This is a genomic window from Inconstantimicrobium porci, from assembly GCF_009696465.1.
In the GTDB taxonomy this organism is placed as follows: Bacteria; Bacillota; Clostridia; order Clostridiales; family Clostridiaceae; genus Inconstantimicrobium; species Inconstantimicrobium porci.
The window spans coordinates 140463-160331 of sequence record NZ_VULX01000003.1 but is presented as its reverse complement, the minus strand read 5'-3'; the positions used below and the strand labels follow the sequence as shown (position 1 = coordinate 160331).

The window sequence follows — 19869 nt, the reverse complement described above, 5'->3', positions numbered from 1 at the left end:
TAGATGGATACAAAAAATAATATATTTTGCTATTTTAAATCATATACTTTATATATAATATTTTATGGAGGCATGTAATGTATCCAGATAAAAAATACATGGAAGGTACTGATGCAAAGGATTTAAACTTTGCTCCTTTATCATCAGAAATTTTAAATCAACTATATAACCCAACTAAAAATATCAACTTTTTCACACCAGTTATCATGAAAGAACCTTTTTTTTCTGATGACAACCTTAGTAGAAATACATCAAGCCAATCCTATATTAGATTCTTTCATGCAGCACATTCAAAAAACAGCATAGACATTTATATAAACTCACAACTTATTAAGAAAAATATTAATTATACATCTATGACATCATATATTTGTATACCTTCTGGTACTTATACTATAAAATTATACAAATCAGGAACCCATCAAAATCCAATTCTTATATCTAACACAAAAATATGCAATAATAATCACTATACTTTTGCAATAATCGAAAACAGTAGCAAAATAAGTATACTTATGCTAAAAACCAAAAACAAAGATACAACAAGTTATAAGGGTATCCATGTCCGTTTCAGTAATCTCGTTCCGTCATCACCATTGCTAAATGTCACAATAGATAGTGAGCAACAGTTATTTAATGAAATTGAATATGGTGAAACTACAAGTTATGTAGATCTTTCACCAGGTATCTATAGTTTTGAAGTATTTCCAAAGGATTATAGTTTGAAGAAATTAATTGCTCCTAATGTTTCTCTAGCATCCGGTGCCTACCACACAATATTTGCCATCGGACGTGCGGATCTTTCTGGTTCACATCAACTGCTTATATTTAGAGATATATAAAAGCTTATCATATACTTATACTTAAAATTGTATATGAGTATTCTCTATAAGCTAACTTTGGAAAAAAATATCTCAATAGCATATCACAGTTCACAGAAGGTATCCAAATCTAATTATTATCAGAAACTACCTTTAGGATGTTTCCTCTTTATCTGTGATCTGTGAATTGCAATCTATGATTTTATAACATATCCCTGCTTATCTAAATATATTTCTTATTACAAAAAAATATTTGAATTTAATAATTGATTACTCTTCTATTCAAATCTTAATGCATCTATAGGATTCATTTTTGCTGCTTTTCTTGCTGGATATATTCCAAAAAACAAGCCTATAAGAGATGAAAAAAGCAAAACTCCCAATATTTTGCTGAAGGTTATAACCGGCATAATATGAATCTTGTTCCCTATAAAATAACCTCCTATCATTCCAATTAGCAGTCCTATAATACCTCCTATTACAGTTAATATTAGTGACTCAATAAGAAATTCTTCCATGATGGCAGCAGTACTTGCGCCAATCGCTTTTCTTATTCCAATTTCACGCGTTCTCTCAGTTACAGAAACAAGCATTATATTCATGACTCCAATTCCACCTACAACTAGTGATATTGCTGCAACTACTCCTAAAAAAGCAGTAAACATTAATACTATTTTATCAACCTGCTCCAGCATATTTGATGCTTTATCTATCATATATATATTTTTATTAACACAATTATGTTTTTTTTCTAGGTAAGTCCGTATCTCACTGATTGATCTTTCAACGTTTTCTTTACTATCTGATTTATAAACCAAATTATTATATTGTTCTGATACTCCAAGTGTTTTCGAAAAAGCACTTATAGGTACCATTACTAATGCTGTCTCACTTTCAGGCATAAAACTTTCACCATTTAATACTTTCGTAACTCCAATAATTTTAAATTTACGCTTATTATTATTTCTACCTATATTTATAGTTTCATTAATCACATTGTATCTTCCAAATAAGCTTTTAGCACTTCTTTCATCAATTACACATAAATATCTGCTGTTCTCTACCTCACTATTATTAAAAAATCTTCCGTATTTCATTTTTTGTGGTATAATCTTTATAAAATCTTCAGTACACCCCTCAATATACATATCACGTGATTTTGTGCCATTTTCTGCCCTAACTCTACTTCCCTGAATAGGTGATATATATTGAATAGTATTTATATTATCCTTAATAGCCTTATAATCATTTTTTCTTATATCATATGACTCCCTATATTTTTCATTAAGTAAATTTACACCTACTTTAACAGATGTAGTCCCTACCTTATCAAACTGTCCTATCATTGATTCTCTTACACCTTCACCAAGAGACAGAATGGTAATTACAGAAGCTATACCTATAATTATTCCTAGCATAGTTAATACAGATCTCATCTTATTGGCTCTTATACTTTTAAAAGAAAGTTTTATGCTTTCAAATAAATTCATATTTTCAACCTCTTATTCAAAAAATTAATTTGCTGATTCATCACTAACTATTCTTCCATCCTTCACTGTGATAATTCTCTGTGCAAATCTTGCAATATCCTCTTCATGAGTTACCATTACAATAGTTACACCATCTTCATTTAACTCCTGAAAAATATGCATAACCTCTATACTAACGGCTGAATCAAGATTACCTGTAGGTTCATCAGCCATAATAACAAAAGGTTTATTAACAAGTGATCTTGCAATTGCCACCCTCTGACGCTGTCCCCCTGATATTTCAGAAGGCTTATGTTTATACCACTTTGTAAGCTTAACCTTTTCAAGTGCCTTCATAGCTGTATCATGACGTGCTTTTTTTCCTACACCAGCATATATCATTGGTAATTCCACATTCTCAAGCAAATTAAGCTTAGGCAGCAGATTAAAATTTTGAAATACGAAACCTATCTCCTTATTTCTAATCTTGGCAAGTTGATTATCATTCATAAATGTGATATCTTTCCCATTTAATTTATATCTTCCTGAATCAAATCTGTCTAAGCAAGCTAAAATATTCATAAGTGTACTTTTACCTGATCCAGAAGGTCCCATTATGGCGATAAATTCGCCACGTTTTATAGTAAGACTTACATTATCTAATGCTTTATATTCAACAGCACCTGTTTTGTATACCTTTGTAATGTTTTCAGCTTCAATCATCAATCTTCACCTTTATATCTACACTTCAGATTCATATCATCCTCAGGATTTAACACAATTTCTTCTCCTTCAGAAACTCCGCTAATAATTTCTGCTTTATTATCAGAAACTACTCCAATTTGAACTTCTCTCTCTACAAGCATTCCATCCTTTAACACATATACTTTGCTATTTTTACCCTCATCATTTTTAATACACTCATTAGGCACTGTAATAACATTTTTCTTTTCGTTTATTAATATATCTGCATCTACAAGGAAATCCACCTTCATATCATCATGACAACCATCAATACTAATATCAATATTAACTTTAGGCTCAGTATTCTGAGTAATGCTCAGGATTGAAGGTTGATTTGAAGCAACAGGATTTATGAAAGCTACTTTTCCTTTACATTGTTTTTCACCATATTTTATATCAACTTTCTGACCTAATTTCACAAGAGAGACTTCGTCCCTGTTAAGGCCAGCTGTTATCTTTAGATCCTCAAGATTTTGAATAGTAATCACAGGATTTTGAATACTCGTAATTAGATTATTATCATAACTAATATCTGTTACTACCCCATATATATCAGAAATTACTTTACCACTATTAACTTCAAGTTTTTTTGCTGCCTTTTTATATGCTGTTTCAGCTATTGAAATTGCACTGTCTAGCTGCTTAGCCATTAAGTCATATTTCTCATTTATTGATTTTCTCTCATATTTTAGTTTTTCTATTTCTTTCTCAATTTCTGAAATGGCTGCACTTTTCTTTTTGTTAAAGAAAAATTTTTTATTATTAGGATTAATAGTACTTACTGCAATCTGATCTTCAAGTTTTTTAATCTCTAAATTAATTTCTTCTACTTTTTCATCATTTGCTTTCTTTTCTTTTTCAAGGAGATTTTTATTATTTATAGTCTCGTCATATTTTATCTTGGCCTGATTAAGCGCAGATTCATATTCACTAATATCATATGAAAACAGCAAATCACCCCGTTTAACGGCATCACCTACAGCAACATTGAATTTTTTTATCTTTGACTGGTTTCTATAATATTTTCTTTCATTATTTGATTTTATTGTTCCTGTGAGGCTTAGTTTTACTTCTATATTATCAAAACATGCTTTTGCAGTTTTCACAAATGTATAAGTATTTTTCTTCAATGTATAATAATAAACGGAAAAAAAGACAGCAAAGAGCCCCATAACAGAAACAGTTAAAGCAGCATAAATCTTCTTTTGTTTTTTCATAATGATTTCTCCTTTCGTTAATTCACTATATTTTATTAATACCTTTTTTCGCAAAAATATACATTTTAAAAATGATACTGTTCTTTCTTATTATCACTTGGAAACTTATGTAGTAAGACAACTATTTGAGTTTAAAAATTATCCATAGTATAATAAATTGTACTGTTTTATAAAAAGGAGAAAAAAATGATTATATTAAGTTGTAAAGATTTATGTAAAAGTTATGGTATAGATGAAATACTAAAAAATATAACATTTTCTATAAATGAAGGCGATAAAGTAGGTATTATAGGTGCCAACGGCGAAGGTAAATCTACCCTTTTTAAAATAATATCAAAGGAAATATCTTATGACTCTGGTGAAATATTTATCGACAAAAATAAGAGCATAGGTTATCTTTCACAGCATTTAAATTTAGACTCATGCAGGAATATATATGACGAAATGCTTTCTGTATTTCAAAATCTTATTGATTTAGAGAACAAAATAATCTCCTTAGAAAAAAAGCTTAATGAACCATATGATGAAAATAACTCTACTTATCACAATAAACTAATAAATGATTATACTTTAGCACAGGAACTCTATGAAAAACGTGGAGGATATACATATAAGGCAGAGATTTCAAAGGTCATCAAAGGTCTTGGCTTTACTGAAAATGATTATGATAAAATTATTTCTACACTAAGCGGTGGCCAAAAAACAAGAGTTGCACTGTGTAAGCTGCTTCTTGTAAAGCCAGACATAATTATGCTCGATGAACCTACAAACCACCTTGATCTTGAAGCTATTGAATGGCTGGAAGAATATCTTAAGAGTTATAAAGGTACAGTAATCACTATATCTCATGATAGATATTTCCTAGATTCAGTTACAACATCTACTTTTGAATTAAGAGGCGGAAAAATATATCACTATAACGCTTCTTACACTAAATTCCTTGAACTTCGTGAGAAAGATATTGAAGCACAAATAAAGGCATATAACATCCAGCAGGCAGAAATTAAAAGACAGGAAGCTATTATTGAAAAATTCAGATCATTCAACAGAGAGAAAAGTATCAGAGCCGCTGAAAGTAGAGAAAAAGCTCTCGATAAGATTGAACGTCTTGAATCACCAATTGTGCATACTTCTTCTACGAAGATAAAATTTGAAACTCAAGTAAAGAGTGGAAATGACGTACTCCATGTTGAAAACTTAAGCAAAAGCTTTGGTGACAAACTTTTATTCAAGAATCTTAATATGGACATTAAAAGAGGCGAAAAGATTGCCTTAATAGGTGAAAACGGACGTGGTAAGACTACTCTTTTCAAGATACTTATGGATAAATTGCCCGCTGATGAAGGTGCAAAAGTTATAGGTAGAAATGTTAATATAGGATACTACGATCAAGAACAGTCTGACCTTAACCTTGAAAATACTATTATCGATGAGGTATGGAATGATTATCCTAACCTTACTACAACTGATATCAGAACTGTTCTAGCTTCATTCTTATTTAAGGGCGATGATGTATTTAAGAAAATAAGCACATTAAGTGGTGGAGAAAGATGCAGAATTAATCTTTTAAAGCTTATGCTTTCTAAGTCAAACTTCCTGCTTCTAGATGAGCCTACAAACCATCTTGATATTCTTTCAAGAGAAGCTTTAGAAGATGCTATATTAAGTTATGATGGCACTCTTTTAATAATCTCACATGACAGATACTTCTTAAACAAAGTAATTGAAAAAATATATGAATTAAACGAAGATGGCATAAAAACTTATTTAGGAAATTACAGCTATTATATAGATAAAAAGAATAATCCAACAAGATTCGACTCATTAAATGATAAAGAAACATCTGGTAAAACAAAAACACAAATTAAAGTAGAAAAGAAGAAAAAAAGAGAATCTGAAAAAGAACTTAAAAAACTAAAGATGCGTTTTAGAGATGTTGAGAAATTAATTGCTCAAAAAGAAGAAGCACTTGAAGAATTAAACAACAAGTTATGTCTTGAAGAAGTATACTCAAACCCGTCAGAAGCCGAGAAAGTTAATAAAGAAATTACTGCTACAAATGCTGAAATTGAAGAGCTTTATAGTGAATGGGAAACTTTAGAAGCAAAGCTAAGTGAATAAAAAAAGGCTATAAAGCCCTTTTTTATTCATTTAACGTGTTCCTGTTGTTCCAAATCCACCTCTATCCTGATTGCCAAATGATTCAACTTCTTCGAATTCAAGTTCAGGCATAACTTCCATTATTCTAAACTGGCCTATTTTATCACCACATTTAATAAGCGTTCCTGTAACTCCATCTTTTGAATCATGACCTTTTAAACAGTAAACAGGAATATGCCACTGATCATTATCACCTATATATGTATCATCAACTACACCAACTGAATTTGTCTGTATTATTCCCCATGTCTTAAATGTTGAACTTCTAGGTGCTAGATGTGCTTCATAACCTGATGGTAGTTCTAAAGCAAAACCTAACGGTATCATCGCTCTGTCACCTTCTGGCACAAAAAGTTCTTTACTAGAATATACATCTATCCAGTTTCCTTTTGCAATTTTCTTAAGCTTAGTAGCGCCTTCAAAATACTTTATTCTAATCTTCATAATTAATATCATCCTTTATTACATTTTTTGATTATTATAATACAGATCCCTAATTATAACAAGATAAAATATAAAGCAGCAGACTTTTTTATCTGCTACTTTAAACTATTTATTACAAGAACACCTACATCTTTCTTATCTTTATCCAATGAGACAACCTGCCCATTCAAATAAACAGGTTTATTAAAAATATTCTTGTTTATTTTTTCAACTATCAAATATTTACCACTGTACAAATTCGTAAAATGAGCTATTCCATTACCATTTGTTGTTTTAGAATCAACAAGCTGTATTTTCATATTTGTAACCCTAAATATTGAAAATTCAGTACCTGATAAAGGCTCATTAGTCTTGCTTTTAAACATAGACTTAACGATAATACTTCCTTTAATATTATTCTTTAAGTTTTGATATTCATGAGAATCCTTTTCTTCTTTGATAGTTTCATGTTTTCTCTCTTCATATTTAACATTAGCATTTCTATTTCTGTTTTCTATATTTACATGAATACATAGATTATTATTATTTATCTCAAATTCATTCCAAGGTATATATTTAGGTTTTATTCTCTTAGAATCAACTACTTCTATTAATCTATAATAGCCAAAGTCCAGACTACTGATTCTGGCCTTTCCATAATCATCAGTAACACCATAATATATTAGTTCAGGTTTAATTCCTGATAGTCTATATATTCTAAACTTTACTTTAAAAGGGACTATAGAGTCCTTCTGCTTAATGTAGGAATTTATAATTAGCACACCCTTTTTATATCTACTATTTAGCGAATTATCTTTATCAAAACCTTCAGTACCACTGTTTTCATTATCATTACCCAATATATAATTACCTCCTGATTAATCTATCAATACATAATATTAATCATAAATATATATTGTGATTTATAAAATAAAAAATCATTATTTACATAATGATTTTTTATTATTATTGAACATCTTTATAATCAACATCAATTACTTCTGAATTGTTGTCCACATCACCGCTTTGTTGAGAACTCATATACTCTATATCATCAACGTTTTTTGTGTAACCATTATTAAATTTATTCTTAAATTTTTTATAAATCCATATTACTGCAACTGCTATAAGAATAATTGGCAAGAAAAATAAAAGTAGCTTTGTAACTAATAAAAGTACTATGCAAACAACTACTACAATTATTAGAGAATTTATAAACTTATCCATAATTATGTCCTCACTTAATCTTATTTTTCTCTATTATAACATTATATTATGAATAATGTATTAATGTTTGCTTAATTTTAAATTACTAATCTTAGTAAAATTTAATTTTTTAATATATTAATGATTTTAAGTTAATACTAAAATAGTGAATAGGATCTTAAAAAGGAGCTGATAAAATGCAAAATATTATATCTTTATTTCTAGTTTTTATGTTATTCATAACACCATCAAATTCAGAAATTGAAAAAGCGTCTAAAACAACAGAAACTAAAAAAATCGTCTACTTGACATTTGATGATGCTCCTGGTGGAAAGGTAACTAAAGATATGCTGAAAACACTTAAAGACAATAATGTCAATGCTACATTCTTTCTTATAGGTGAACAAATAGACAATAATCAACAGGAAATTATAAAGCAAATGGTATCTGATGGTAATGCAGTAGGTCTACATTCTTATACTCATGATCATTGTAAACTATATGGTCCTAATGGCGATTTTTTCAAAGAAATGGCTGAGTGCCAGAATTCTATAAAAAATGCCTGTGGTGTTACAACTAATATTCTAAGATTTCCTTTTGGATGCAACAGCAGTTATTTCAAGTTGACTAAATCAATGCTTAATAAAATCCATTCAAAAAATCTTAAAGTCTATGAATGGAATGTTGATTCCACAGACGGACTATATCCTAAACTATCACCAAGCAAAATAGCAAAAAGAGCTCAAAGCACAAAAAAAACTGCAGTAGTTCTTATGCATTCAGGATACAACAATAAAAATTCTGCAGCTGCACTTAATGAAGTTATACAGTATTATAAGAAAAATGGTTATACTTTTAAGACCATTTCTGATGATACTGAAGAATTATACAGAATTATAAAGAAAAAATAATTTTATAACTTCTCACTATTCAATTATTAACTTTAATGTGTTATATTAAATATAAATACAATATTTACTTATAATATGGAGGGGTTAATTATGAAGGTTAGATGCATAGACAATACATTCTGCGAAAATCTTACAGTTGGAAAAGAATACTCTGTTGTAGAGGAAGGCGATAAATACTATGTTATTGTTGATAACTTACAAGATGAAATTACAACAAAGAAAGAAAGATTTGTAGTTGTTGAAGATGGTGATTTAGCTAAAAAGGCAAAAGCTATGATCCATGAGTTAACATTTCAGGTCGATAACAATTTTAAAGATATAAAAGATTTTAAAATAAGAAAAAACAGCAAAGGTGAAATCAAAGAAGTTTTAATTAAATTCAATTACCTATAAAACAAAAATTCGATCAATATAAACATCGTATATTGATCGAATTTTTGTTTATGTAAAATGCTATATTAAACTTTTCAATACCAATCTAAAGCATCTTGCTACATTTTCCAAATATTCTTCTATTACAAATCTCCTAACTGGTATAATAAGCTTGCAACAAAATCAGCTGAATATTATTTATTTAGCTGATTTGTCTTTTTACGTTTATCTTTTACAATACTAGCTACTAGCACTACTGATGCTATAGCTAAAATTATGCTTTTACTTTTTTTCATTTATAAAATCTCCAATCTTGATAATTTATTAATATAATAATAACATATCAAGATAACTATTTTGCAACAATTTGATTAAGATTTTCTGAATATTCATAATTTATATTTTCAAATCTAGAAACTAATAATGATTTATCTATATCATTATCTTCACATAAGTCATTTAAACTTGAGTAAAAATCCCTAAGTTTCATATTAATAACGCTTAAAAGCATAAATGGATCCATTTGTGACACTAATTCGTTTGTTATTTCCATATCTTTCTCCTCTGTAATTAATCTATTTTAAAATTATTAATATTATCAAGAGTATCTGAAACAATCTTTGTCAAAGTATTTGCAGTATCAGCCACATCTTCAGCAGATTTGCTCATTTCTGAGGTAGAAGCTGTAATTTCCTCTGAGGTTGCCAGATTTTCCTGTGCAACAGCTGTTGCATTTTCAGTTTTATTAGCTATTGAGTTATTCTTTCTTTCAAGTTCATTTATAAAACTCTTTACATTTTCAACAAGTGGGACTATATTACTTACTGATTGAACTATTTCGCTAAATGATTTTATAGAATCCCTAATTGTTTTTTCCTGATGTTTAAAAGATTGTCCTAAATTATTACTGTCAATAATAACCTCTTTAGTTTCAACTTTAATACCTTTTACAATTGAATTTATCTCTTCGAGTGCATTCTTACTCTGTTCTGCCAGTCTCCTAATTTCATTTGCAACCACTGCAAATCCCTTACCAGCATCTCCAGCCCTAGCAGCTTCAATAGCAGCATTCAATGCTAATAAATTAGTCTGATCCGTTATTCCATTAATAAGTTCTGTAATCTCATTTATTTTATTCACACTAGTATCAAGTTCTGTAACTCTTTCAGTCATACTTTTGAAATCACTCTGAACTGTTTCCAATGAAGCTATCAGTTTGTTCAACTCACTGCCTCCTACATTAGCTACTTTTGATGCATCAGAAGCATTATTATGTACAACATTTATTCTTCCTACAACTTCTTTTAAGGTAACAGTAAAATCTTTAATAAGATTTACGATTTCTACAAGATCATTTGTCTGACTTTCTGAACCTTTTGACACCTGAAGTATTGAATTATTTACCTGTTCAGCTGAAGCTGCCATTTCTTCAGACACAGCAGATAATGACATGACTCTATCATCAATTGTATCAGTACCTTTCTTGAATTTATTAATAAGCAGGATTATTGCATCCAAGCTGCTTTTTAATTCTCGTCTCATAATTGCAAATTCGTTTTTACCATTACAATCCACATCTACAGCAAGATTTCCTCGTTTAACTTCTTCAAGTATAGCCTGGAAGTCCTTCAATGCCTTATTAATTTCCTTAATAAAAAATGCAAAAACAACTATTATTATTGCCACCACTACCTGGCTCATAATTATATTAATATATTTACTGTATCGAGCTTGTGACACTAATAAAGCTGATGAACTATTTATTTCTTTCTGAACTATTGTATTGTAATTTTCTAGGTTAGTTGTTATTGAATCGGCAATAGACTTTGCGTTAAGCAAATTTAAATTATCTATTTCCTTATCACTTTCAACGTTCTTAACCATATTATCTAAATTACTGAAATAAGAATTAAATTTTGATGGCATAGTAATTATAAAGTTATCTTCTTCTGCACTGTTACTCTTACATTTTATTAATAAATCCAGTGATTTAGCAAGTAAAGTACGTTCTTTTTTAATTATACCAGCTGAAAATAATGACATATTGTCAACAGTATTCGTTTTAATCTTATTGATTGATATAAGCATAGAATTAATATTATCAATTTTAGCTAGATTCTCTTTAAACACTGTTTCAGTACTTTTAGATACCTTGTTAAAAGATACAAAATTAAAGAATGCTAATGATTCATTACATAATACAATTAAAATCCCTATAATCAAAATAATTGTAACAAGCTTTATATTTCTTTTTCCATGATTAAGTTTTTCTTTATTATTATGATTACGTAACTTCATCTCTTTCATAATATCCCAACCTCTTTTGATGTTTTGTAATTATTTTCTACATATAATCTATTATATAACTTAATCATCTCGAAATCTATAAAATATATCATAAAATTACAATTTTTAATAAATTTATTTTTGCTTTAAATTTTCTTTTATTCTTAATATTATATCAGACTGAATAAGTTCACTTTTACTAAATCCTTTTTTAAAACATCTGATTTGTTTGTAATTATTTCCTTGAAGTTCTAAATCGAGTACATCTATTCTGTCACCCTTATATATTATAGGTTCTTTCTTTCCTTTAACAAAAACCTGTATTTCCATTGTTCTCACCTCACTCCCATAGATGATTATAATACCTCAAATATACTATTATCAACATAAAAATACCTATTGTATACAGCCAAGATATTTTTAAAAATAATCATAAAATATTGCAATATTATATTTCATTAAAAATTTCTCTTTCAATTTATGCAAAAATAATGTATTATTATGTTACGCAAATTAATATTTATGCATTCATTAGCAATACAAAGTGAATTATATGAATTAATATACAACAAAGGAGAAATATATGAATAAAACTGCAAAAGAGGAAAATCACGACTTTCAAAAAACATTAAAATTTATAATTCCATCGCTACTTGGAGTTTTTTTATTTATGATACCTATTCCATGGAATGGATCATTAACTATACCTGTAGCAATATTTTCAAAATTAATCATTTCATTATTAGGTGAATATTTGCCCATAATTTCAGTGGTTATAATATCAATAAGTGCAGCTTTAGCAATAATCTCAAAAATATTCAAACCAAAATTTATTATCAATAATAAATATTTAAATGGACTTTTTAATGTAAGCCCCCTATGGTTTTCTTTACGTATTATTGGTGCAATACTTGCAATAATCACAATATATAAATTCAGATTTGATTTTATATATTCAGATTCAACAGGTGGTACTCTATTATATAGTCTTCTACCTACACTTTTCGCTGTATTTTTATTTGCAGGACTTCTATTACCATTAATACTCGATTTTGGTCTTCTTGAGTTTGTTGGAACACTATTATCAAAAGTTATGCGTCCAATATTCTCACTACCAGGAAGATCATCAATCGACTGTATAACTTCATGGCTTGGTGACGGAACTATTGGCGTACTTCTGACTAGCAAACAGTATGAGCACGGCTTCTACTCTAAAAAGGAAGCAGCAATTATTGGTACAAACTTCTCAGTAGTATCAATTACTTTCTGCCTTGTAGTAATAGCTCAGGTAGGTCTTGAAGATATGTTTGTTCCTTTTTATATTACTGTAACTTTTATTGGAATTGTAGCTGCAGTAATTACCCCTAGAATTCCACCATTATCAAAAATTCCAGATACATATATTAATGGAGAAAAGAAAAAAGATAACGAAATTGTACCAGAAAATCATACTACATTTTCTTATGGAATAAGCAAAGCTCTAGAAAAAGTTAATAATAATAAAGGAATGAAAGAATTCCTGATTGATGGTATAAAAAATGTACTTGATATGTGGATTGGTGTACTGCCTGTCGTTATGGGTATGGGTACTATCGCACTGATACTTGCAGAATATACTCATATTTTTGAATATCTTGGTCTGCCATTTATTCCACTACTTAAGTTGTTACATATTCCTGATGCAGCTCTTGCATCAAAAACTTTAATTGTAGGTTTTACGGATATGTTTATACCTTCAGTTATCGGTAGTACTATTGCTAACCCTATGACAAGATTTATAGTAGCCTGTACATCTGTAACACAGCTTATTTATATGTCTGAAGTTGGAGGACTTTTACTGGCATCAAAGATTCCTGTAAACATAAAAGACCTTTTCATAATATTCTTAGAAAGAACACTGATAACACTACCAATAGCATCATTAATTGCTCACATGTTATTCTAAATAAAAAACGGAGGTATAAACCTCCGTTTTTTTATTTAGTTATTTAGAAATCTTCTAAAAATGAATGTTTTTCTTTTCCTTTTTCCCATCCTAGTATAGCATCCATACTTACATTCTCTGCTGACTTGAAAATTGATTTGTCAACATCCGGGAATGTCTTTTTAAGATTGGCAATCAATTCCTTTATTTCATATCTCTTATTACCAACTTTTTTAGCAGCTATCATGCATGCACAGTTTAACGGCCAGATACCTGCATTTTGAGTAAACCTCTTAATATAAGATTCTTCTATATAATACATAGGTCTTATAAGTTCCATATTCTCAAAATTCTTTGCTTTAAGCTTTGGAAGCATAGTCTTGAAATTACCTGCATATAAAACATTAAGCATTGTTGTTTCAATAACATCGTTGAAATGATGTCCTAATGCAACTTTATTACATCCTAATTCCTGAGCCTTTGAGTATAATGCTCCTCTTCTCATTCTTGCACACATATAACAAGGATAATCTTTAGCTATTCTGTCTACAACTTCGAATATGTTTGAGTCATATATCTGTAAAGGTATATTTAAGTAATTACAATTATCTATCAATAACTCTTTTATGTTTTCATGATAGCCTGGATCCATGCATAAGAATACAAGTTCAAAATTAACACGCCCATGTCTTTTGAGTTCTTGAAAAAGCTTCGCCATAAGCATACTGTCTTTACCGCCAGACACAGCAACTGCAATTTTATCCCCTTCTTTTACAAGTTCATAATCATTAATTGCTCTTGTAAACTTTGTCCATATATGTTTTCTATATTTTTTTATAATACTTCTCTCTATTTCAGGAAGTGGTTTTCTTTCATTAAATGGTACTAAAATGTCGCAGCCTTTTCCTGCTATATCGCTCATAAAAATCACCTCTATTTTAATCTACTTATACATTCTAAATGCTTTAAAGTATTATTGCAATATTTTAGAGTTGAATTTTAAATTGAAATGTTTTATTATATAGATATATCATTAAGTGGTTTTTGTAACTACATAAGGTAGGTGAATACAGTATGACAGATAATAATGATTTATTAAAATTAATAGATTCTCTTTCTTTAAAAGATACAATTAACTTGAATGAAATTCCTGATCTTGATTTATATATGGACCAGGTTATAACTTTGTTTGAAAACAAATTATCTAATGGCAAGAGATTTGATGATGATAAGCTTTTAACAAAAACAATGATTAATAATTATGCTAAAGATAAACTCTTACAGCCAATTACTAATAAAAAATATTCAAGAGAAAATATTCTACTGCTTATATTAATCTATAATTTAAAACAAAGCTTATCAATTTCCGACATAAAAACTTTATTATATGAAATAAAAGATACCAATGACGATTTAATACAGTTCTATAACAGCTTTTTAAATAGAACAAATTCTGACTTTATTGATTTTAAAAATGAAATAAGCACAGTAATAAATGAAAATGATGCTCCTGATAATCTTCCACTTTTTATATTATCATTAATCAACAAATCTAATATGTACAAAAAATTAGCTATCAATCTTCTTGATAACAATATTAATAAAAAAGATACGCCTCAGAAATAATGCGTATCTTTTGTTTTTGTGAAAAGTATTTTTATTAATTGTAATTTTTCTTATTAGTCTTTCTTAAGGAACAAGTCGTGTCCTATCTCTAGGCACAAAACTAGCCCTTCTTACATTATCTAGCTTTAAGAATTTACATGTTATTCTTTCAAGTCCAATTGCTAGACCACCATGTGGTATCATACCATATCTGAAGTTCTCAAGATATGACTTATAATTATCAGGATTAAGATTTTTATACTTCATGTTTTCAACCAGCATATTATAATTATGAATTCTCTGCCCACCTGTTGTTATTTCAGTACCTCTGCATAAAAGGTCAAAACTATGTGTTCCATTTTCGCCTTTCATCATTGTATACATAGGACGTTTATTTCTAGGGTAATTTGTAACAAAAACAAATTCAGAGTTGTATTTTTCTTCAGCATACTTACAAATTAATTTTTCAGCATCAGGATCAAGATCTCCTTCTAAATCTGTCTTATTATATTCCTTAGCCATAATACTGATTACATCATTAAATTCAATTTTAGGTATCTCATATTTTATTTCAGGTATAATATTTTCTATACCTTCAATAGAACTACATTCATCTTTTATTTTATCGATGATAAACTTTATCATTTCTTCTTCAAGCTTCATCAAATCATATTCATTATCTATAAATCCCATCTCAAGATCCATACTAACATATTCATTTAAATGCCTGTTTGTATTGTGCTCTTCAGCTCTATAAACCTGGGCCACTTCAAAAACCCTTTCAAACCCTGCACCTACCATCATCTGTTTATAAAACTGAGGGCTTTGAGCAAGATAAGCCTTATTTTCAAAATACTTTACTTCAAAAAGTTCAGTACCACCTTCAACGCCTTCCTTAATTATTTTAGGTGAAAATATCTCAGTAAATTCTCTTTCCTTAAGAAACTTTCTAAAGCCATCAACTATAGCATTCTGGACTTTAAATATATCTGCTTCTTTCTTATTTCTAAGGCTGAGCATCCTGTTATTAAGCATCGTATCAAGATTAACATCAAGGTTTTCCTTATTTATTTCTATTGGCAGCACTTCAGAAGTATTTAATATCTCTACACTTTCTATCTGCAGTTCAAAAGGATTTAAATCATTCCTGCTTTTCACAAGTAGACCTTCTATAGATACTACATCTTCACATTTCATATTTTCACAGTCTATCTTTTTATTATCTGCAACACACTGCAAAAGTCCTGTTCTATCCCTGACAACTATAAAAGTAATAGATTTTAGCTTTCTAATTCTGTGAATCCATCCCTTTACAGTAACTTTTTTATTAATATAATTGTTTAATTTATTAATCATAGTTCTATTCATATCTGTACCTCCTAATATTAATTATTGATCAATTACCAACAATCAATAATCGATAATCAATTCAGGATTGAACTCTGAAAGGAGTTCCCAAAAGAGGGTAAACCCTCTTTAAAACTTTCTTATGTTTAAATTTTAGAGGCTTAAAGATGGAATTTCCATTAATTACCACCTTCATTGACCAATGATCCTTGATTACTGATTATTATAAAAAAAAGCCCCTTGAGTTCAGCGCTAAACTCAAGGGGCGAAAATTTTTCCGCGGTACCACCCTGTCTTTGACAAAAGTTATAATATTAGATGGTTATAAAAAAAGCTTTCACTTCTTATATAGAAGTGAAAGCATATTCACGGTACCATTCTATTTTAACAAAGCATTATAACTTTGTCGTCTCAAATACTTTTAACGGAGCTGCCCGTCTTACCCTACTAAATTTCAGATAAGCTTCTCTGGAATGTCTTCAGCCTTACTGTTCTTATAGAGCTCCCATCATCCTCTACTCGCTTAAAATACTAAACTAAAGCTTACTATTTCCTTCATTGAATTAAATTTATTTTACACCTTAGATATATATATGTCAATAGCTTTAATTAATCTTAAATCTGCTTATCATATCTTCTAATCTATATACAAGTGAGTTAAGAGATTTGATAAGTTCACTAACATGTCTTACTGAATTTAATTCTTCATTTACTGTAGCTGAAATTTCTTCAGTACCAGCTGCTGACTGCTCGCATATTGACGTAATACCTTCAATAGCATCAAATACATCATTTTTATTTTCTTCTATAGAATTAACACCGTCATTTAAAGATGATAGTTTCTGCTCCATATTACTAAATGAAACCATAATACTGTCAAATGATGTTTTTACATCACTGATTGCATTATTAACATGATCAATAGTTTCAGTTGATTTATTCATGTTATTTTCTGTATTCTTAATTTCGTCATATACTTCTTTTATTATATTCTCAATTTCAGTAGTTGCTGAATTTGTCTGCTCTGAAAGCTTTCTTATTTCTTCTGCAACAACACCAAATCCTCTTCCAGCTTCACCAGCTCTTGCTGCTTCAATTGCTGCATTTAATGCAAGTAAATTTGTCTGCTGTGCAATTTCATTAATTGATGAAACTATATTACCTATTGATTCTGATTTTTTAGAAAGCTGTTTAACGCTCATACTTGTCTGTTCTTCAATACTTGTTGTAGTAGAAATCTTATCTACTAATATGTTTACAGAGTTTATTCCTATCGTATTGCTCTTTTTAGCTTCAGTAAACTTATCATTAAATTCATTAATTATCTTGTTCATCTTATCTACTGTATCTGATAATCCATGAAGTTTTTCAATACTTCCCTGTGCTTCCTGAGCTTGTGATTCCGCACCATTAGCCAGTTCATCCACAGTAGTATTTATAGCAGATAAAGACTCAACTAACTGATCAGTAATCTTATCCAATTCATTTGAATGGCCTGCAGTTTCATTAGAACACTGCTGTATATTACTTACTGTATCTTTTATAGTTCCCTTTAAGTTAAGAACAGCCCTGCCGATAACACCAGTTTCATCTGTCAGTGTATTAATCATCTGCATCTTTTCATTTTCTGTAAAATCAAGATCCGCAATCTTATTAACATCATCTGTTATAGTAATTATTGGTCCACTGATTACTTTACCTATGTATAATGCTATTATTGAAGTTAGTAAGCAAAGTACTATTGTTATGATGATTGAAACTTTAGTATTCTTATATAATCCAGCAAAAATTTCTTTTTCTTTTGCTGACACAATCATTATGTTACCATTTTTAAGTCTAGAATATGCCGCTACTGACTCGCTGCCGTTATCCTTATAGCTTTTTATTCCTGTCTCCTTTAAATCAGAGACATTAATCTTTAATGTTCCACTGATATTATCTTTTTCAGTATATTTCTTGTCTACAAGATAATTTCCTGCATTGTTAACAAGGAAAGCATATCCCGTATCATACATCTTTATATTATTTATCATGTCTTTATAATCATTAAAGAATAAATCTATGGCAACAACACCAATCAAAGTATTGCCTGAGTATATCGGTCTTGTATATGCCATACGGATACTGTCCGAGCTTTTATCAGTATGTGGATCACTCCAAACTGCTGCTTTCTTATTGACAGGATTATAATACCATGTCATATCAGGACTGCCATCGACAAAGTCCTGCTTTGTGAATTTATCAGTAATGGCTTTAACGCTTCCTGCTGTATCTTTTTCAAAAATCATCATATCAGCTTCTTGTGTAAGCTCTGGATTTATTATTACTGCTACACCAAGGAACTGCTTTTCTGAATTTATTGTTTCTTCAAGATATGGTTTTATTGTATTAAGATATGTTTTAGCATAATCATTGTTTTTTTCTATATCTTCAGCCTTTAATGTACTTGCTATCAACATTGTAAGGCTATTTACATATGATTCAGTTGTACTTAATTCTTCATTTATTACCTGGGCCTTGTTTACTGCTGTCTGCATCATAAGGCTTTCTGATTCAGTCTTAATTGTCTGTTTATTTATTACATTAATTACTGATGTTAATACAACAGCAGTAAATAAACAAGATAATACAATTCCCAGCATTATCTTATGTGCTATTTTCTTCATTGTTCTTTCTCCTAAATATCTGTAAATTAAAATTTGTTAGTATTTTTCATTATATAATTAATTTGCATTATAAAAATCATTAATCATAATTTTTCTTCAAATCCACAAATTCAACAGGTATAATATCCTTTAGTGCTTCAGCTTTCATTTTTATCTGCACACCTATTTTACCTCCACTAAACATGAACATATCAAAATCTAGTGCGCTTTCATCTATAAAAGTCTTAAACTGTTTCTTCATACCTATACATGAACAGCCACCATGAACATATCCACTGACTTTTAGTAAATCCTTCATAGGTATCATCTCAATCTTTTTCTCTCCAGTAGCTCTTTCAGCTTTTTTTAAATCAAGCTCTCCCGCAACAGGCACTACAAATACATAGTATTCTTTTGATTTACCCTGAGTAACTAATGTCTTAAATACCTGTTTAGGATTCTGATTAAGTTTTGCTGCTACGCCTTGTCCATCTATAACGCCATCTTTAGTATCATAAGTGTATACTTCATGCTCTATTTTATGACTATCAAGTATTCTGACTGCATTAGTTTTTACTTTTGCTTTTCCTGACATCAACTCTACCTCCTATGTTTTTTTATATTATACCATGAAAACCCAGGTCTAGTAATTATCATTAGTTACATTTAATTATTAATCAAAGTATAATTAATTTTATATAACATAAAAGATGTATCTTCTTCGAATTAAAATTCAAAG

The 19869-nt window shown here is 29.3% G+C and carries 19 protein-coding genes and 1 other annotated feature; of the genes, 6 read left to right on the top strand and 13 right to left on the bottom strand.

The annotated features are described in order from the left end of the window. Positions 1 to 77 precede the first annotated feature (77 nt). The gene (locus tag FYJ33_RS04305; protein WP_154530533.1) at positions 78 to 842 is read left to right on the top strand and encodes a DUF4397 domain-containing protein; all 765 of its coding nucleotides are present in this window, start codon (positions 78 to 80) and stop codon (positions 840 to 842) included. A 257-nt stretch (positions 843 to 1099) separates the two neighbouring features. Here the strand turns inward: FYJ33_RS04305 and FYJ33_RS04300 are convergent, their stop codons facing one another. The 3 genes from FYJ33_RS04300 to FYJ33_RS04290 are packed head-to-tail and all read right to left on the bottom strand — an operon-like array spanning position 1100 to position 4251. Beyond that, on the bottom strand, positions 1100 to 2311 hold the full coding sequence (locus FYJ33_RS04300; RefSeq protein WP_154530532.1) for an ABC transporter permease: 1212 nt from the start codon (positions 2309 to 2311) through the stop codon (positions 1100 to 1102). 24 nt (positions 2312 to 2335) lie between these two features. Next, complete coding sequence (locus FYJ33_RS04295; protein WP_154530531.1) at positions 2336 to 3013, bottom strand: ABC transporter ATP-binding protein; 678 nt, start codon at positions 3011 to 3013, stop codon at positions 2336 to 2338. Beyond that, the gene (locus FYJ33_RS04290) at positions 3013 to 4251 is read right to left on the bottom strand and encodes an efflux RND transporter periplasmic adaptor subunit (protein WP_154530530.1); all 1239 of its coding nucleotides are present in this window, start codon (positions 4249 to 4251) and stop codon (positions 3013 to 3015) included. Before FYJ33_RS04290 ends, FYJ33_RS04295 begins: the two co-directional genes overlap by 1 nt. Before the next feature lie 186 nt (positions 4252 to 4437). Here FYJ33_RS04290 and abc-f point away from each other — a divergent pair, with 186 nt between their 5' ends. After that, on the top strand, positions 4438 to 6372 hold the full coding sequence (abc-f, locus tag FYJ33_RS04285) for a ribosomal protection-like ABC-F family protein (protein ID WP_154530529.1): 1935 nt from the start codon (positions 4438 to 4440) through the stop codon (positions 6370 to 6372). A gap of 30 nt (positions 6373 to 6402) precedes the next feature. Here abc-f and FYJ33_RS04280 read toward each other — a convergent pair whose 3' ends face one another. The 3 genes from FYJ33_RS04280 to FYJ33_RS04270 all read right to left on the bottom strand — a co-directional run bounded on the left by FYJ33_RS04280 (position 6403) and on the right by FYJ33_RS04270 (position 8061). Next, complete coding sequence (locus FYJ33_RS04280) at positions 6403 to 6855, bottom strand: dUTP diphosphatase (RefSeq protein WP_154530528.1); 453 nt, start codon at positions 6853 to 6855, stop codon at positions 6403 to 6405. Positions 6856 to 6950: 95 nt separating this feature from the next. Then, the gene (locus FYJ33_RS04275; protein ID WP_154530527.1) at positions 6951 to 7694 is read right to left on the bottom strand and encodes a prealbumin-like fold domain-containing protein; all 744 of its coding nucleotides are present in this window, start codon (positions 7692 to 7694) and stop codon (positions 6951 to 6953) included. Between the two features lie 106 nt (positions 7695 to 7800). After that, positions 7801 to 8061 carry a hypothetical protein gene (locus tag FYJ33_RS04270; RefSeq protein WP_154530526.1) on the bottom strand — a complete coding sequence of 87 codons (261 nt, stop codon included), beginning with the start codon at positions 8059 to 8061 and terminating at the stop codon, positions 7801 to 7803. A 176-nt stretch (positions 8062 to 8237) separates the two neighbouring features. Between FYJ33_RS04270 and FYJ33_RS04265 the strand changes: the two genes are divergently transcribed. Together FYJ33_RS04265 and FYJ33_RS04260 are read left to right on the top strand one after the other, a co-directional pair. Then, complete coding sequence (locus tag FYJ33_RS04265) at positions 8238 to 8951, top strand: polysaccharide deacetylase family protein (protein ID WP_154530525.1); 714 nt, start codon at positions 8238 to 8240, stop codon at positions 8949 to 8951. A gap of 90 nt (positions 8952 to 9041) precedes the next feature. Next, complete coding sequence (locus FYJ33_RS04260) at positions 9042 to 9344, top strand: hypothetical protein (RefSeq protein ID WP_154530524.1); 303 nt, start codon at positions 9042 to 9044, stop codon at positions 9342 to 9344. A gap of 331 nt (positions 9345 to 9675) precedes the next feature. On the opposite strand, the gene FYJ33_RS04255 is transcribed toward FYJ33_RS04260, so the two are convergent. From FYJ33_RS04255 to FYJ33_RS04245, 3 genes are all read right to left on the bottom strand, one after another. Then, positions 9676 to 9876, bottom strand: coding sequence for a DUF4250 domain-containing protein (locus FYJ33_RS04255; RefSeq protein ID WP_154530523.1), 201 nt, complete (start codon positions 9874 to 9876; stop codon positions 9676 to 9678). Positions 9877 to 9893: 17 nt separating this feature from the next. Then, positions 9894 to 11630 (bottom strand): methyl-accepting chemotaxis protein, encoded by a 1737-nt coding sequence (locus tag FYJ33_RS04250; protein ID WP_154530522.1) that lies wholly within the window; start codon positions 11628 to 11630, stop codon positions 9894 to 9896. A 114-nt stretch (positions 11631 to 11744) separates the two neighbouring features. Further along, the gene (locus tag FYJ33_RS04245) at positions 11745 to 11939 is read right to left on the bottom strand and encodes a hypothetical protein (RefSeq protein WP_154530521.1); all 195 of its coding nucleotides are present in this window, start codon (positions 11937 to 11939) and stop codon (positions 11745 to 11747) included. 253 nt (positions 11940 to 12192) lie between these two features. Here FYJ33_RS04245 and FYJ33_RS04240 point away from each other — a divergent pair, with 253 nt between their 5' ends. Then, positions 12193 to 13554, top strand: coding sequence for a YjiH family protein (locus FYJ33_RS04240; RefSeq protein ID WP_154530520.1), 1362 nt, complete (start codon positions 12193 to 12195; stop codon positions 13552 to 13554). A gap of 43 nt (positions 13555 to 13597) precedes the next feature. Here the strand turns inward: FYJ33_RS04240 and FYJ33_RS04235 are convergent, their stop codons facing one another. Continuing rightward, positions 13598 to 14455, bottom strand: coding sequence for a tRNA 2-thiocytidine biosynthesis TtcA family protein (locus tag FYJ33_RS04235; protein WP_154530519.1), 858 nt, complete (start codon positions 14453 to 14455; stop codon positions 13598 to 13600). 152 nt (positions 14456 to 14607) lie between these two features. Between FYJ33_RS04235 and FYJ33_RS04230 the strand changes: the two genes are divergently transcribed. Then, positions 14608 to 15159 carry a DUF1836 domain-containing protein gene (locus FYJ33_RS04230; RefSeq protein ID WP_154530518.1) on the top strand — a complete coding sequence of 184 codons (552 nt, stop codon included), beginning with the start codon at positions 14608 to 14610 and terminating at the stop codon, positions 15157 to 15159. Positions 15160 to 15222: 63 nt separating this feature from the next. Here the strand turns inward: FYJ33_RS04230 and aspS are convergent, their stop codons facing one another. The 3 genes from aspS to ybaK all read right to left on the bottom strand — a co-directional run bounded on the left by aspS (position 15223) and on the right by ybaK (position 19725). Then, positions 15223 to 16506 carry an aspartate--tRNA(Asn) ligase gene (gene aspS / locus FYJ33_RS04225; RefSeq protein ID WP_154530517.1) on the bottom strand — a complete coding sequence of 428 codons (1284 nt, stop codon included), beginning with the start codon at positions 16504 to 16506 and terminating at the stop codon, positions 15223 to 15225. A 326-nt stretch (positions 16507 to 16832) separates the two neighbouring features. Next, positions 16833 to 17053, bottom strand: a binding site (T-box leader). A gap of 37 nt (positions 17054 to 17090) precedes the next feature. Next, positions 17091 to 19151: a methyl-accepting chemotaxis protein gene (locus FYJ33_RS04220; RefSeq protein WP_154530516.1), complete on the bottom strand. Its 2061-nt coding sequence runs from the start codon at positions 19149 to 19151 to the stop codon at positions 17091 to 17093. Between the two features lie 79 nt (positions 19152 to 19230). Continuing rightward, on the bottom strand, positions 19231 to 19725 hold the full coding sequence (gene ybaK, locus FYJ33_RS04215; RefSeq protein ID WP_154530515.1) for a Cys-tRNA(Pro) deacylase: 495 nt from the start codon (positions 19723 to 19725) through the stop codon (positions 19231 to 19233). Positions 19726 to 19869: the final 144 nt, after the last annotated feature.